General features: G+C 40.5%; 15 protein-coding genes, 1 tRNA gene and 1 pseudogene. 4 read left to right on the forward strand and 13 right to left on the reverse strand.

The genetic code is table 11. From position 1 onward, the window contains the following. The 3 genes and pseudogenes from Q8W26_RS16155 to Q8W26_RS16165 all read left to right on the forward strand — a co-directional run. Positions 1 to 152 (forward strand): annotated as a pseudogene (locus Q8W26_RS16155) (integrase core domain-containing protein); the annotation flags it as partial. Positions 153 to 512: 360 nt separating this feature from the next. Next, positions 513 to 989, forward strand: a complete 477-nt coding sequence (locus Q8W26_RS16160; RefSeq protein ID WP_101215547.1) for a hypothetical protein — start codon at positions 513 to 515, stop codon at positions 987 to 989. A 410-nt stretch (positions 990 to 1,399) separates the two neighbouring features. After that, a complete protein-coding gene (locus Q8W26_RS16165; protein WP_101215546.1) occupies positions 1,400 to 1,720 on the forward strand; it encodes a major capsid protein P2 in 321 nt (106 codons plus the stop codon). Between the two features lie 178 nt (positions 1,721 to 1,898). Here Q8W26_RS16165 and Q8W26_RS16170 read toward each other — a convergent pair. The 7 genes from Q8W26_RS16170 to rlmE form a co-directional block, all read right to left on the reverse strand. After that, a tRNA-Leu gene (locus Q8W26_RS16170) sits at positions 1,899 to 1,983 on the reverse strand. Positions 1,984 to 2,004: 21 nt separating this feature from the next. Next, positions 2,005 to 2,349: a preprotein translocase subunit SecG gene (gene secG, locus Q8W26_RS16175; protein WP_101215545.1), complete on the reverse strand. Its 345-nt coding sequence runs from the start codon at positions 2,347 to 2,349 to the stop codon at positions 2,005 to 2,007. Between the two features lie 11 nt (positions 2,350 to 2,360). Continuing rightward, positions 2,361 to 3,116: a triose-phosphate isomerase gene (gene tpiA, locus Q8W26_RS16180; protein WP_101215544.1), complete on the reverse strand. Its 756-nt coding sequence runs from the start codon at positions 3,114 to 3,116 to the stop codon at positions 2,361 to 2,363. 169 nt (positions 3,117 to 3,285) lie between these two features. Next, complete coding sequence (glmM, locus tag Q8W26_RS16185; protein ID WP_101215543.1) at positions 3,286 to 4,626, reverse strand: phosphoglucosamine mutase; 1,341 nt, start codon at positions 4,624 to 4,626, stop codon at positions 3,286 to 3,288. An 8-nt stretch (positions 4,627 to 4,634) separates the two neighbouring features. Continuing rightward, a complete protein-coding gene (gene folP, locus Q8W26_RS16190; protein WP_101215542.1) occupies positions 4,635 to 5,477 on the reverse strand; it encodes a dihydropteroate synthase in 843 nt (280 codons plus the stop codon). A gap of 270 nt (positions 5,478 to 5,747) precedes the next feature. Then, positions 5,748 to 7,694 (reverse strand): ATP-dependent zinc metalloprotease FtsH, encoded by a 1,947-nt coding sequence (gene ftsH / locus Q8W26_RS16195; protein ID WP_101215541.1) that lies wholly within the window; start codon positions 7,692 to 7,694, stop codon positions 5,748 to 5,750. Positions 7,695 to 7,747: 53 nt separating this feature from the next. Continuing rightward, positions 7,748 to 8,380 carry a 23S rRNA (uridine(2552)-2'-O)-methyltransferase RlmE gene (rlmE, locus tag Q8W26_RS16200; RefSeq protein ID WP_101215540.1) on the reverse strand — a complete coding sequence of 211 codons (633 nt, stop codon included), beginning with the start codon at positions 8,378 to 8,380 and terminating at the stop codon, positions 7,748 to 7,750. 109 nt (positions 8,381 to 8,489) lie between these two features. Between rlmE and yhbY the strand changes: the two genes are divergently transcribed. Continuing rightward, positions 8,490 to 8,783 (forward strand): ribosome assembly RNA-binding protein YhbY, encoded by a 294-nt coding sequence (gene yhbY, locus Q8W26_RS16205; protein ID WP_101215539.1) that lies wholly within the window; start codon positions 8,490 to 8,492, stop codon positions 8,781 to 8,783. A gap of 80 nt (positions 8,784 to 8,863) precedes the next feature. Here the strand turns inward: yhbY and greA are convergent, their stop codons facing one another. The 6 genes from greA to rplS all read right to left on the reverse strand — a co-directional run bounded on the left by greA (position 8,864) and on the right by rplS (position 13,000). Continuing rightward, positions 8,864 to 9,340, reverse strand: coding sequence for a transcription elongation factor GreA (greA, locus tag Q8W26_RS16210; RefSeq protein ID WP_101215538.1), 477 nt, complete (start codon positions 9,338 to 9,340; stop codon positions 8,864 to 8,866). 107 nt (positions 9,341 to 9,447) lie between these two features. Beyond that, complete coding sequence (locus Q8W26_RS16215) at positions 9,448 to 9,783, reverse strand: 4a-hydroxytetrahydrobiopterin dehydratase (RefSeq protein WP_370694292.1); 336 nt, start codon at positions 9,781 to 9,783, stop codon at positions 9,448 to 9,450. A 60-nt stretch (positions 9,784 to 9,843) separates the two neighbouring features. Beyond that, entirely contained in the window at positions 9,844 to 10,638 is a 795-nt protein-coding gene (phhA, locus tag Q8W26_RS16220; RefSeq protein WP_101215536.1) for a phenylalanine 4-monooxygenase, read from the reverse strand. 306 nt (positions 10,639 to 10,944) lie between these two features. Further along, complete coding sequence (locus Q8W26_RS16225) at positions 10,945 to 11,085, reverse strand: DUF3149 domain-containing protein (protein ID WP_153071531.1); 141 nt, start codon at positions 11,083 to 11,085, stop codon at positions 10,945 to 10,947. A gap of 87 nt (positions 11,086 to 11,172) precedes the next feature. Continuing rightward, entirely contained in the window at positions 11,173 to 12,357 is a 1,185-nt protein-coding gene (locus Q8W26_RS16230) for a PLP-dependent aspartate aminotransferase family protein (protein ID WP_101215535.1), read from the reverse strand. A 286-nt stretch (positions 12,358 to 12,643) separates the two neighbouring features. Beyond that, positions 12,644 to 13,000, reverse strand: coding sequence for a 50S ribosomal protein L19 (rplS, locus tag Q8W26_RS16235; RefSeq protein ID WP_101215534.1), 357 nt, complete (start codon positions 12,998 to 13,000; stop codon positions 12,644 to 12,646). Positions 13,001 to 13,009 lie beyond the last annotated feature (9 nt).

The raw sequence follows: 13,009 nt of genomic DNA on the forward strand, positions 1-13,009 counted from the left end.
TGGCTGATTGGGCTGAGAGCAATCAGATAACTTTAGTCTTTATTCAGCCTGGTAATCCACAACAGAATGCTTATATCTAGCGCTTTAATCGCACGGTAAGATATGACTGGTTAAGTCATTATATCTATGAAGATATTGAACAATTACAAGACTGAACTTAGTTAAAGGTACAATTAAATGTAGAAACCCTGACTTTGTACATACAGAACAATTACAATAGTCGGCTTCTAGGTTTTCAGGGGCTTCAACTTCAAACTTAATGGCCTGACAATGACAGCTTCCTTGGTAAAGCACAGAACTCTCCTATAAACATAACGCCAACCCAAACCGCAGATAAAAATTTATGACTGTCCTTTTGTTCTCTTTTTTGATAGTAAAATTATTGTTTTATAACTGTTTAAATTTTATTTTTATGTTTACTTTTTGTTAACGGCGCTGTACTTTAGACACGTTGTACTAGAAGATTAATACAACGTATGGAATAAATTAAAGGAATAATTAAAGGAATTTTTATGAAATCTAAACTACTTCTAATCACTTTATTTGCTGCGCTTTCTCTTCCAGTGAAAGCTAATTTTATAGAGTCGACAGATTGTGTATCTAATTGTGTTAAAGTTGAGCTGATAGGTGAATCTGTCGTTGTAAAACAAGTCAATAATCTTGGTAATGTTATTGGTATAGATGTGGTTAAGCTTGGAGCTGAACCTATTTCTGTTAGCCGTCAGAATAGTGATAATATTGAAATGCAGTATACCCAAACGGTAAATGCATTTACTCAAGATAGGTTGCAACACTTTTCTTCTTCGTCTTCTTTTTCAGATCAAGAAGGGAGTTTTAATGTAAGTACAGAACGATATGAGACACCAACAGAGATCATAATTATACATATTACTATATTCCGTAACTCAGACGGTGACATTATCGATGTTCAAACTAGAGAAGTGAGATTTGCAAAGCCAGATCCTGAGACAGGTGGTCAATTACATTAATTTGTTACATGGTGTGAAAATACTAAAGAAGTAATATAAAGCCGCTTTCACAGCGGCTTTTTTACACCTACATTTCCCTTATTTCGGTCTAATTTAACCTAATAGGTTAACTCCCTACTTTTTCCTAGACACTATCCACATCCATTGCCTTTAATTGCCCCCGTTCTAACTTACGGGGTGATAACCAAGTGAACAAAACTAACCTCTTAGCGATGGGCGCTGCATCAGTTGTTGCGTTTGCTGTCGTTCGCATTGTTAAACAAAAACTTAAAGGTAAATCGGATAATGAGTAAAGATAACAAAATGCGATTAAAAGCCACGGGTATTGCAACGGTTGTTGCTGCGTTGGTGGTGTGGGCATCAAATAACGTTGGTGCTGTTGAAGACGTGATCGATTAAGGGGTACTGATATGAATCAAGTAACTCGCGCATTACGTAAAATTCAACCAGCCATGATTCAATTAGCCTCACCTACGGGTAGTGGCTATGAAGAAGAATGGTCGATTAAACTGCAAGCTGGTATGACTTATCACGGCATCGAGCTGGAAACGGACCTTGAGATTAAAAAAGTAACGTTGGATATTGGCGGTACACCTGTGTGTTATTCATCAAACGTGATGATGGATTTATTCTATAAAAGGGACAATCACACCTTTAACCAAATCATCAGACCAACATTTAAACTATTGCTATTTGATCGGACAAACAGAAGTAGCATGGATGCTATTTAACAGCCACCATGGCTGCATCAACGGCGTCTTGCCGTTCAAGTGGTAATACTAATCCTAAGTTGCCTACATCAACATAGAAACAAGACCCTGATCAAAACTCTTTCGGGGCGACAAAAACTATATCTTAGGATCAAAAAAAAGGCCGTAGCTCAATGAGCTACGGCCTTTTTTATTGTGTTGGTGCGGATGGGGGGACTTGAACCCCCACGCCCTAAAGCACTACCCCCTCAAGGTAGCGTGTCTACCAATTCCACCACATCCGCGAAACTTGTTTAACCAATTACTTAGTTTGGTACGTCACCGTCTTTGTTACCTACTGGTACGTCTGAATTCTTAATTGCTTCTGTTGTTTCAACAATAGGAGCTTCTAAGTTTTCGAACTCGCTCGTTTGGTTTGAGCGTTCAACCGTTAAGTTACCTAAGATCAGGCTTAAAACGAAGAAAATAGTTGCTAGTACGCCAGTACTACGAGTTAAAAAGTTACCCGCGCCTGAAGAACCGAAAAGTGTACCTGATGAACCGCCACCAAATGACGCGCCCATATCAGCACCTTTACCTTGTTGAATTAACACTAAACCAACAATGGCAATTGCTACAATTAAATAAACTACAATCAGTACTTCGTACATTACTTGCTACTCTATGCGTTTTGGCAAATAGCCATAAACTTATCAACAACTAGGCTGGCTCCGCCAACTAGTGCACCGTTTATGTCTTTTTGCTTAAATAGTTCAGCAGCGTTATTTTCATTCACGCTACCGCCATATAAAATTCTTACTCCGGCTGCCACTTCTTCATCGTGCTTCGCTAAGTGCTTACGGATGAAAGCGTGCACGTCTTGTGCTTGCTCCGGTGTTGCGCTTTTTCCAGTACCGATAGCCCAAACTGGCTCGTATGCGATAATACCATCTTTAAATGATTCAATACCACTACGTTCGATTACTGCATCAATATCTTGAGCAATCACAGTGAAGGTTTGTTCATCTTCACGTTGTTGTTCTGACTCGCCTGTACATAATATTGGTGTAATGTTATTTGCTAACGCGGTTGCATATTTACTTGCAACAAACTGCGGCGTTTCACCAAATAAACTACGACGCTCCGAGTGACCAACAATGGCAAAGTTACAATTTACTTGTTGTAACATCGCGGCTGAAATTTCACCGGTAAATGCACCAGACTCTTTATCACTTAAGTTTTGAGCACCAACAGCAATGGCTGAGTTATTGCTTGCAACTTGAGACGAAAATTCATCAAGATAAATGCTTGGAGGGCATACGATAATATCAATGCCGTTTACTTTGTCAGTTGTAAATGCAGTACTAAATTCTGCAATTAACGCTTTATCACCGTTCATTTTCCAATTCGCAGCAATTAGCGGTTTTAACTGAGTCATATTTCTCTCTCCATTAAAGCGACGCAGATAGTAACTATTCTTGAGTGTCGTTACAAGGTTGATCTTGAAAAAAATCAACTTTTATTACTGTTCGCTTTTTTTTTAGCCGAGCAAGGGCTATTTTTCAAGCCCTTGCTCGTTAGGTTATACAATATTTTACTGTTTGGCTCTAACCACAAACAGTTTTAACTACTTCACTAATAGTTGTTGCGTGCTCACCAACTTCAGTTGCATCAGCCCCTTCAACCATGACTCTAATCAATGGTTCAGTGCCAGATTTACGTAATAGTACGCGGCCACGATCGCCAAGGGTTGCTTCAGCATCGACCACGGCTTGTTTAACCTGCTCGTTTTCAAGTGGATTGTTATCCCCTTTAAAACGAACGTTAATCATCACTTGTGGCATCAGGGTCATACCTTGACATAAGTCTTGTAGCTTAAGATTAGATTTTAATACCGCAGTCAAGATTAACAATGCAGCAACAATACCATCACCCGTTGTGTTGTGATCAAGTGATATGATGTGGCCTGAGTTTTCACCGCCAATCTTCCAATTGTTTGCGACTAATTGCTCAAGTACATAACGATCACCAACATCAGCACGTACAAACGGAATGCCTAAGTCACGTAAAGCCAGCTCAAAGCCTAAGTTACTCATCTTGGTGCCAACAACACCGCCTTGTAAGTTACCGCTTTTCAGCGCTTCACGAACAATGATATATAGCGTTTCATCGCCATCTAATGCACGACCTTCATGATCAACCATCATTAAGCGGTCACCGTCACCATCAAGGGCAATACCCATATCAGCCTGCTGTGCGACTACTTCTTTTTGTAAATTAGCTAAGTCTGTAGCACCGTAACCATCATTAATGTTTAAACCGTTGGGCTGACAACCAATGCTAATCACTTCAGCGCCTAATTCACTAAATACCGCAGGTGCGATATGGTAAGTAGCACCGTGAGCGCAATCAACCACTAGCTTAAGGCCGTGTAATGATAATGCATTGGGGAAGTTGCTTTTACAAAACTCAATATAGCGACCTGCTGCATCTTCGATGCGCGTTGCTCGACCTAAAAACTCTGACTCAACACAGCCCATGTCTTTATCTAGTTCGGCTTCAATTGCTAGCTCAAGGTCGTCATCTAACTTGGTGCCGTCAGCTGAAAAGAATTTAATCCCGTTATCGTAGTAAGGATTGTGTGATGCACTAATGACAATGCCCGCTTCCGCACGGAATGTGCGCGTAAGGTAAGCAACAGCCGGGGTTGGCATTGGCCCTAAAAAAGCCGTATCGATACCCGCAGCAGATAAACCTGCTTCCAATGCAGACTCAAGCATATAGCCAGAGATACGCGTATCTTTACCAATAATAACTTTCTTGGTGCCTACTTTAGATAACACTTTACCGGCTGCATAGCCAAGCTTCATTGCAAACGCAGGGGTGATTTTTCCTTCCCCTACCTTACCTCGAACACCGTCAGTGCCGAAATATTTACGTTGTGACATATCTATCCTTATAAAATCTTAATTGTGGCCTGTTCTGTGGCCTCTAATACTTTTAAAACATCAGCAGTTTCTTTTACGTCGTGGACACGAATAATCTGAGCCCCTTGTTGGGCACACAGTAATGCGCCAGCTAAGCTAGCAGCAAGCCGCTCATCGACTTCTCGTGCTAATAAATGTTCGAACATACTTTTACGTGACAACCCAGCTAATAACGGCAAGTTAAACTGTTTAAAATGAGCAAAGTGTTTTACCAACGAAAAGTTGTGCTCCATGGTTTTGCCAAAGCCAAACCCTGGGTCTAAAATAATTTGCTCTCGTTTTATCCCTGCATTAACACAACGGTCTACTTGCTGCTCAAAAAAAGCGGTCACTTCAAGTAGCACATTGTCATATTGCGGGGCTTGCTGCATCGTCTGCGGCTGTCCTTGCATATGCATTAAACACACAGGTACTTGTGCTGTCGCTGCAGCTTCAAGTGCACCTGGGAGTTGTAATGCACGAACATCATTAATTAAGTTTGCGCCTGCAGCGACCGCTTCTGTCATCACTTGAGCTTTACTGGTGTCAATTGAAACCCAACAATCGAAGCGCTCAGCAATGGCTTCGATAATAGGTACAACCCGGTCAAGCTCTTGTGATAATTCTACCTTCGCTGCCCCCGGCCTAGTCGACTCACCACCAACGTCAATGATAGTCGCGCCATGCCCGAGCATTTGATCCACTTGCTTTAATGCGACATCAAGTTGAGTAAAGCTGCCGCCATCAGAGAAAGAATCAGGAGTGACATTTAAAATGCCCATAACCTGAGGTCGATCTAATTTTAGTATTTTGTTTTTATGATATAACTGCATCTAACTCATCTTCATGTTTTGCATCAAAGTTTATTAAATAAGTGGCTCCAAACAAACTAAGCCAACCGATTAAAATCATCAACCCAATTGCCAAATCGTAAAAACGTTCATAACATCGTTAATATTCGTTTAAATCGACACAACTAAGCGTTTACTTCAACAAGTTGGTATTAATCTATTACGCCAAACTTGGCCGCTATAATACGCTGTTAGTGTTTTTTTTCCATAAAAAAAGCCTCGCTAAACGAGGCTTTTTGATTCAACTTTAGATTATGAAGTTGATGAATCTGTAGACGGTGATTGTGTATTCACATCACTCGTATCAGCATTTGGCTTAACATCTGATGCGGGTGCGCTACCGCCCTTATCATCATCTTTGTCAGTTTCAGTCCAATCTGCAGGTGGGCGTGGCGTTTTACGCTCCATAAGATCATCAATTTGCTTGGCATCAATGGTTTCGTATTTCATCAGCGCGTCTTTCATCGCATGTAAAATATCCATATTATCATTTAGAATTTGCGCAGCACGGTCATAGTTACGGTCAACAAAGTTACGGATTTCTAAATCAATAGCTTGTGTTGTGTCTTCTGACATCTGCTTGTTCTTACCAACACTTCGGCCTAAGAATACTTCACCTTCTTCTTCAGCGTAAAGTAGTGGACCTAATTTTTCAGATAGACCCCATTGTGTCACCATCTTACGTGCAATTTCTGTGGCACGTTCAATATCATTAGACGCACCAGTACTGACTTTATTTGCACCGTAGATAACTTCTTCAGCAATACGACCACCGTACAAGCTCGAAATCATACTTTCTAAATGCTCTTTAGAGTGACTAACTCGGTCTTGCTCTGGTAAATACATAGTCACACCAAGTGCGCGACCACGTGGAATAATACTAACTTTATAAACAGGATCATGCTCAGGTACTAATCGACCAACAATCGCGTGACCTGCTTCGTGGTATGCCGTCATCTCTTTTTCAGCTTCAGACATCACCATGGTCTTACGCTCAGCACCCATTAAGATCTTGTCTTTAGCTTTTTCAAACTCTTCCATGCTAACAGTACGCTTTTCACCACGTGCAGCAAATAATGCCGCTTCGTTAACTAGGTTTGCTAAATCAGCACCCGAGAAGCCCGGAGTACCACGTGCAATCACGGCAGGTTCAACGCCATCGCCCAGAGGAACTTTACGCATATGAACTTTAAGGATTTGTTCACGTCCACGAATATCTGGTAACCCAACAGTTACTTGACGATCGAAACGACCGGGACGTAATAAAGCAGGGTCTAATACGTCAGGGCGGTTAGTTGCCGCAATAACGATAATACCTTCATTACCTTCAAAGCCATCCATCTCAACCAGCATTTGGTTTAATGTTTGCTCACGCTCGTCATTACCGCCACCTAGGCCAGCACCACGTTGACGGCCTACGGCATCAATCTCATCAATGAAGATGATACAAGGCGCAGACTTTTTAGCTTGGTCGAACATATCACGCACACGTGACGCACCAACACCAACAAACATTTCAACGAAATCAGAACCAGAAATAGTAAAGAACGGTACTTTAGCTTCACCAGCAATCGCTTTAGCCAGTAATGTTTTACCTGTACCAGGAGGACCCACAAGTAATACACCTGTTGGAATACGGCCACCTAGTTTTTGGAATTTGTTCGGTTCACGTAAATAATCGACTAATTCACCTACTTCTTCTTTTGCTTCATCACAACCAGCAACATCAGTAAATAGGGTATTAATTTTATCTTCACCCATTAAGCGAGCTTTTGATTTACCGAAAGACATAGCGCCTTTACCGCCACCGCCTTGCATCTGACGCATGAAGAAAATCCATACACCAATCAGTAAGATCATTGGGAACCAAGAGATAAAGATAGAAGTCAGCATGCTTGATTCTTCAGGTGCTTTACCCTCTACACGCACGCCTTTAATGATAAGCTGATCCATTAATTTAGCATCGTACATAGGTACAACGGTAAAAAAATCTGAACCGTCACGTCGTTTACCCGTGATATTTTTACTGCTTTCATCAACACTAATTTCGGCAATATTACCCCGATCAACTTCTTGGATAAATGATGTGTAGTCTAATTTACCGCTACTCGTTACTTCAGGGCTAAACCCCTTAAAAACAGACATTAACACTACAGCAATTACTAACCACAGTATTAAGTTCTTAGCCATATCACTCAAAGTAATGACCTCTTCTCTTGTTAAAAATTAAAATTTAATTACTCAATAGGTTACTATAATTTGTAGCCAGTAGCTACTATATAGACCTCACGTGAGCGATCTCTAGACGAATCTGGTTTACGCGTTTTCACTGATTTAAACATTGAACGCACTTCTTTCATGTACTCTTCATAGCCTTCGCCCATAAATACTTTGACCGCAAAGCTACCATTTGGTGCCAAAACTTGGCGACACATGTCTAGTGCTAACTCAACTAAATACATCGCACTAGGCTGATCAACTGACGCATTACCACTAAAGTTTGGGGCCATATCAGACAGCACAACATCAACCTTCTGATCACCCACCCGACTTAGCAATGCATCTAACACGGCTTCTTCACGAAAATCACCTTGCAAGAAAGCAACGCCGGGTAAAGCGTCCATAGGTAAGATATCACAGGCAATAACTTGCCCTTTATCACCAACGACTTTAGCGGCATATTGTGACCAACCACCAGGCGCAGCCCCTAAATCAACCACAGTCATGCCCGGTTTCATTAGTTTATCTTTGGTTTGAATTTCTTCTAACTTAAACACAGCACGTGAACGTAAACCTAATTTTTGTGCCTTTTGCACATAGTGGTCATTAAAGTGTTCTTCCATCCAGCGATTGCTGCTTTTGCTGCGAGTTTTTTTCTCATGCATGGGTAAAATGTTCCATACTCAACTTTTATTGAGACATAGCTAATAGTATTAATAGAGATATAAGGGTAAAATAACGACTTTCAACCCTAATTAAGTGAAATAACTAATAATGAATTTAAGCAATAAGCAAAAACAACACCTAAAGGGCTTAGCCCACAGCTTAAAACCTGTAGTACAACTAGGTTCAAACGGCTTAACTGAAGGTGTTTTAGCTGAAATTGATAATGCTTTGGCACATCATGAGCTAATTAAAGTTAAAGTTGCTACTAGCGATCGTGAAATGAAAAAACTGATCTTTGAAGCAATCATTCGCGAAACTCAAGCAGTTCAAGTACAAACTATTGGTCATATCCTAGTTGTATATAAACCGAGTGAAGAAGCTAAAATCAGCTTACCACGCTAGTCTCTATATTGTTTTAACTAACAGTTATTATAGGCAATAAAAAAGGGCTTTCGCCCTTTTTTTATATTTGAATATCACGTTTAAATGTAATCAACTGCCGTAATTTCAAATTCTTTAGTCCCACCAGGGGTGTTAACAGCAATTTCATCATCAAGTTCTTTACCGATAAATGCACGTGCTAAAGGCGAACTAACTGACAGTAAATTTTGTTTAATATCAGCTTCATCTTCACCAACGATACGATACGTCACTTCTTTCTCGGTATCTAAATCAAGTGCAGTAACCGTTGCGCCAAAGATAACGCGACCATTGTTAGACATTTTTGTCACATCGATAACTTGTGCGTTAGACAGCTTGCCTTCAATTTCTTGAATACGGCCTTCACAAAAGCCTTGCTCTTCACGTGCGGCATGATATTCGGCATTCTCTTTTAGATCACCATGCTCACGCGCTTCAGCAATATCGTTAACGATACGTGGGCGTTCAACCGTTTTTAAATGTTCTAACTCTTCTCGCAGTGCATTGGCGCCCTGCTCTGTCATTGGGACTAAACTCATAATATCTCTTTTAATAATTGCCTAAACAAGGCTACCTCTAAATAATGGCTTTATTCTAGAGCAGCCTTGGCATAATCGCAACTAACCTCGAGAGTAGAGTGAGTTTATTAACTTAACAACTCGTCTGTTTTTGCAGCCATGATAAAGTCGTTACGGTGTAAACCACCAATAGCGTGAGTCCACCAAGTGACCGTCACTTTACCCCACTCAGTTAAAATACCTGGATGATGGAACTCAGCTTCAGCTAACTCACCGAGTTTATTTGTAAAAGCTAACGCCAGTTTAAAGTTTTTAAACTTATATTCGCGTTGTAACTGCATCACGCCATCAACAGTAATGGGTGTCCAATCAGGAATCATCGCAATTAATTCAGCTAATTCTTGATCCGTTACTTGTGGTGCGTCTGCTTGACATGCTTCACAGGTTGCTTGACTTAAACTCATAATATTTCTCTTTTTAATTTTTGTTAAAGTAAGTATTGTTTTAATTCTGTTGCTAATAGATTAGCCACATAATGCTTTAGGTTCAAATTTTGCGGGTAATAACCCTAACGTCATCGCTTCATCGACAAGTGCCATCAAATCTAACGTCGTTAAATGTGTTAGATGTTCTAGGTCATCGACCACAAAATATTGCGGTTGCAAGATATCAATGCGGTAAGGGGTTCTGAAAACAGTGAGCGGTTCTAATGGTGCGATCTCAGCCTCTTTACGATAAGCATATTGTGTTTCCCCAGGTGATGACAAGATACCACCGCCAATAATTCTTAGTCCGTCGTGGCTACGAACTAAACCAAACTCAACGGTAAACCAATAGAGTCGAGCAAGGTAAACCCGCTGCTCTTTAGAGGCTGCTAATCCTAATTTACCGTAATGTTCGGTAAAATTAGCGAAATGTGGATTGGTTAACATCGCACAGTGGCCAAAAATTTCATGAAAGATATCCGGCTCTTGAAGGTAATCTAGCTCTTCTTGGCTACGAATAAAGGTGGCTACGGGGAATTTCTTTTCACTGAGTAAGCGAAAAAACTGTTCAAAGCCGATCAATGCTGGCACAGGTTCAGTTTGCCAACCAGTGGTTTCCTTTAATACTTCATTGATTTCTGATAATTGCGGGACACGATCCATCGGCAAGTTTAGTAGCTTTAAGCCGGCGATAAACTCTTCACAAGCGGTATCATCAATCCATTTCATTTGACGTGAAATCAATTGGGCCCAAATTCCATTTTCTTCAGCCGTATAATCTATATAGCCATTTTCATCAGGCTGCTTAGCTTTATATTTTGTTCCTTTACTCATCCAATGCCTCATCATTTAAACGCATATTAGTGATGCACATCATTATGTTTATAAATTATTGTTGATGTGCTTTCACATTAATAAATCACAAGCGCTTAAAAAACTCACCTATTTAATGACGTAAAGCAAGTGTAAAGCTGTAACACTGTTTTTACATAAAGTGTATTAGGATGAAATATCAGATAGTTAGACATAAAAAAACCAGCATTATTTAAAATAACACTGGTTAAAAAGCCGTCGAGCAAAATAAAAAATCGAACTAAGAAGTTAAATTAAAAGCTTAATTTAACTGTATTAAACAATAAACTATTGTGCATCTGGATCTGAATTGACAATATTTGTGATGAAATAATAGCCCATATATACTGCAATTCCGGCTAAAATTACTAGGCCAATAATTGAACCAAGTGCTGCATCATTATTTAAAATAAAGTCTAACCAATTCATGAGATACCTCGTTAATCTGTTTAATTGGTCACCATAGTACGTCGTTTCTGTGGCAGTAAACTGATCGAGATCAATAAGCGATATGGGTTAATTACTTAAGCCTACTAAGGCATGATCTAGATCATTAATTAGGTCGTCCGAGTGCTCCAATCCCACTGAAATTCTCAGTAAAGAGTCTGTTATGCCTGCAGTCTTTTTATCCTCGTCACTGTAAGTTGCGTGTGTCATTGATGCTGGGTGCTGTATTAATGACTCTGCATCCCCTAAACTAACCGCAATCTTAAATAACGATAGCGCGTTCACAAACCCTTTAACTTGCTCAAGTTCGGCGTTTAATGTAAATGCGATAACACCTCCTCCTTGTGTCATTTGCTCTGGGATAAAATGGTTGCCTGGGTGTGAGTCTAAGCCCGGATAATAGACCTTATTAACTGCAGGTTGTTTCTCAAGCCATTGAGCAATAGCTAAGCCATTAGTACAGTGGCGCTCCATTCTGACACTTAACGTTTTCAAACCACGCAAGATTAACCACGCGTCAAATGGCCCGAGTACGGCTCCAATATCTTTGATCATAGTACTGGCAATCAACTCAATTTGTTCACTCGAGCTACAGATTATCCCAGCAATAACATCACCATGGCCATTAAGGTATTTTGTTGCACTATGCACGATAACATCAATACCAAACTTTGCAGGCTGTTGGAGGTAAGGTGTCATAAATGTATTATCAACTACCGAGAGCAGTTGATGTTCTTTAGCCAACTGTGCAATAAAAGTTAGATCATAAACAGCCAGATGGGGATTGACGGGAGTTTCTAAAAAGATCACTTTCGTGTTTTCTCGCACCGCGCTAAGTACCTGCTGTTTATCAGCCATGTCAACCAGTGTCACTTCGATCCCAAAACGAACCAGCTGCTCCGTTAACAAGCTATAAGTACAGCCGTAAACAGCCTGAGATGCTATCAAATGATCACCACAAGATAAGTTGGCTAACAAGGTGGCTGATACCGCCCCCATGCCAGATGCTGTTGCAATCGCGTCATCACATAGCTCAAGATCAGCCATTTTAAGTTCTAATTCTCGTGTTGTTGGATTGCCAAGGCGAGAATAAATGTAGCCCGCTTCCTCGCCGCTAAAACGATTCGCACCTTGTTCAACTGAATCAAAGGTAAAGGTTGATGTTTGATAAATTGGCGTGGTTAAACAACCATAAGGTTGAGTTGCATTACCACTATGGATCGCCTGAGTATCGAAATGTTGCTTTTGCTTCATATTTAACCGCCAAATTGATTTATTCATTTAACGTTATGCTTAGAAATCAACCAAGGCAATATTTTATACAATATAAAACTACTTTATTCACCACAGTGATGTAAATAATTTGTTACGAGCAAGTCGCTACTGCCCATTAAACATGAGATTGCGGCTAATGCAATGCCGGAACGACAACGTTATCTACTGATAAATCGATACTGATATTTATTAACAGCCAAACGTCAAAAGGCCCGCTATTGCGGGCCTCTTGATTGCTTTTCTAGTCTTGGGGTAGGAAAAAGGCTTATTTCTTAGCCAGTTTCTCTTTAATACGTGCAGCACGACCAGAAAGGTCACGTAGATAGTAAAGTTTAGCGCGACGAACAAGACCGCGACGCTTAACAGTGATGCTATCAACTAGTGGGCTGTGAGTTTGGAAAACACGCTCAACACCTTCACCATTAGAGATCTTACGAACTGTGAATGCTGAATGTAGACCACGGTTACGAACAGCTAATACTACGCCTTCGTATGCCTGTAGACGAGTACGGTTACCCTCTACAACACGAACCTGAACAACTACAGTGTCGCCAGGTGCAAAGCTTGGAAGATCTGTTTTTAATTGAGCATCTTCGATTGCTTGAATAATTGGATTTTTCATATCTTTCTC

Source organism: Psychrobium sp. 1_MG-2023 (assembly GCF_030689115.1).
GTDB lineage: Bacteria > Pseudomonadota > Gammaproteobacteria > Enterobacterales > Psychrobiaceae > Psychrobium.

Bases quoted from the DNA above. Each gene is read 5' to 3' on its own strand.
- folP (WP_101215542.1), bottom strand. From the start codon at position 5,477: ATGCAGTTATATCATAAAAACAAAATACTAAAATTAGATCGACCTCAG.
- Q8W26_RS16160 (WP_101215547.1), top strand. From the start codon at position 513: ATGAAATCTAAACTACTTCTAATCACTTTATTTGCTGCGCTTTCTCTT.
- yhbY (WP_101215539.1), top strand. From the start codon at position 8,490: ATGAATTTAAGCAATAAGCAAAAACAACACCTAAAGGGCTTAGCCCAC.
- rlmE (WP_101215540.1), bottom strand. From the start codon at position 8,380: ATGCATGAGAAAAAAACTCGCAGCAAAAGCAGCAATCGCTGGATGGAA.
- glmM (WP_101215543.1), bottom strand. From the start codon at position 4,626: ATGTCACAACGTAAATATTTCGGCACTGACGGTGTTCGAGGTAAGGTA.
- secG (WP_101215545.1), bottom strand. From the start codon at position 2,349: ATGTACGAAGTACTGATTGTAGTTTATTTAATTGTAGCAATTGCCATT.
- Q8W26_RS16225 (WP_153071531.1), bottom strand. From the start codon at position 11,085: ATGAATTGGTTAGACTTTATTTTAAATAATGATGCAGCACTTGGTTCA.
- Q8W26_RS16230 (WP_101215535.1), bottom strand. From the start codon at position 12,357: ATGAAGCAAAAGCAACATTTCGATACTCAGGCGATCCATAGTGGTAAT.
- Q8W26_RS16165 (WP_101215546.1), top strand. From the start codon at position 1,400: ATGAATCAAGTAACTCGCGCATTACGTAAAATTCAACCAGCCATGATT.
- Q8W26_RS16215 (WP_370694292.1), bottom strand. From the start codon at position 9,783: ATGAGTTTAAGTCAAGCAACCTGTGAAGCATGTCAAGCAGACGCACCA.
- greA (WP_101215538.1), bottom strand. From the start codon at position 9,340: ATGAGTTTAGTCCCAATGACAGAGCAGGGCGCCAATGCACTGCGAGAA.
- tpiA (WP_101215544.1), bottom strand. From the start codon at position 3,116: ATGACTCAGTTAAAACCGCTAATTGCTGCGAATTGGAAAATGAACGGT.
- phhA (WP_101215536.1), bottom strand. From the start codon at position 10,638: ATGAGTAAAGGAACAAAATATAAAGCTAAGCAGCCTGATGAAAATGGC.
- rplS (WP_101215534.1), bottom strand. From the start codon at position 13,000: ATGAAAAATCCAATTATTCAAGCAATCGAAGATGCTCAATTAAAAACA.